The following is a 1,374-nucleotide window of genomic DNA, read 5'->3' on the forward strand; positions in this document are numbered from 1 at the left end:
CGTCAATTCCCCTTGGTGATCAAAAACGACAAAGTCGCTTGGTAGTTAAAGTACGACAAAGTCCCTTGGTGTTAACAATTTTATCTGTAGAAGTTTAGATCTGATCTGACAGTGCCCTATTGAAAAGCTGAGGGTTACCGGCTTGAGTTGTAAGTATCACGCAAACAATTCAAACCAAAGGTAACCCTCAATGATTGAGCATAATCAGCCTGCGATTAAACACAAGCTTGGACTTCTCGAATTAGCTGATCAACTCAGAAATGTTTCTCGCGCCTGCAAGCTTATGGGCGTTTCCAGAGACACCTTCTACCGTGTTCAAACAGCTTATGAAGATGGCGGAATAGACGCACTGCTGGCCAAATCAAAGAAAGCGCCCAATCCGAGAAATCGAGTAGAAGAACATGTCGAGAAAGCCATTCTTGATATGGCTCTGGATAACCCGGCCAAAGGCCAGCTTCGCGTCAGCAACGATTTGCGCCAAAAGGGTGTGTTCGTGTCTTCCAGCGGTGTTCGCAGTGTTTGGCAGCGCCATAATCTGGAAACGTTCAAGAAACGCCTCAAAGCCCTGGAAGAGCACGTGGCCAGGACTGGTGCAGTTCTCACAGAAGATCAGCTCAGGGCGCTTGAGAAGAAACAGGAAGTCGATATAGCTGTTGGAGAAATTGAGACAGCGCATCCCGGCTATCTGGGGTCTCAAGATACGTTCTTTGTTGGCACGCTGAAAGGCGTTGGGCGTGTCTATCAACAGACCTTTGTGGACACCTACAGCAAAGTAGCTTGCTGCAAGCTCTATACAACCAAAACGCCAATCACAGCGGCTGACTTGTTGAATGACAAGGTGATGCCGCTGTTTGCAGAGCATGAGGTGCCGATGCTCAGAATGCTGACCGACCGGGGGACTGAGTTCTGCGGTAAAGTCGAGCAGCATGACTATGAGCTGTATTTAGCCGCTTGTGGTATCGAACACACCAAGACGAAAGCGCGGCACCCTCAAACCAATGGGATCTGTGAACGATTCCATAAAACAATCCTGAATGAGTTCTATCAAGTGACATTCAGGAAAAAGATCTACACTGACATCCCCCAGCTCCAGAAGGATTTGGATGCATGGCTGGTTGAGTACAACACCCAAAGAACCCATCAAGGGAAAATGTGTTGTGGACGGACACCGATGCAAACATTTGAAGACGGCAAGCTGATCTGTAAAGAGAAGCAAATAGCCCGAATCTGATCTGACGATACATACGACTCAATGCCGGTAAGTGTCAGATCAGGTCCCGACTTCTACAGCTTATTCTGTTAACACCAAGGGACTTTGTCGTACTTTAACTACCAAGCGACTTTGTCGTTTTTGATCACCAAGGGGAATTGACG

Annotated in this window: 1 protein-coding gene; it reads left to right on the forward strand. The window is 47.6% G+C overall.

What is annotated here, in order from left to right; genetic code table 11:
* Positions 1–190: 190 nt before the first annotated feature.
* On the forward strand, positions 191–1,231 hold the full coding sequence (locus tag QMA35_RS21685; RefSeq protein WP_281649213.1) for an IS481 family transposase: 1,041 nt from the start codon (positions 191–193) through the stop codon (positions 1,229–1,231).
* The last annotated feature ends 143 nt before the right edge of the window (positions 1,232–1,374 follow it).

This window comes from Parendozoicomonas sp. Alg238-R29, assembly GCF_947331445.1.
Lineage (GTDB): Bacteria > Pseudomonadota > Gammaproteobacteria > Pseudomonadales > Endozoicomonadaceae > Sansalvadorimonas.

Excerpts from the sequence above, each read along its gene's own strand:
- QMA35_RS21685 (WP_281649213.1), top strand. The coding sequence starts at position 191 with ATGATTGAGCATAATCAGCCTGCGATTAAACACAAGCTTGGACTTCTC.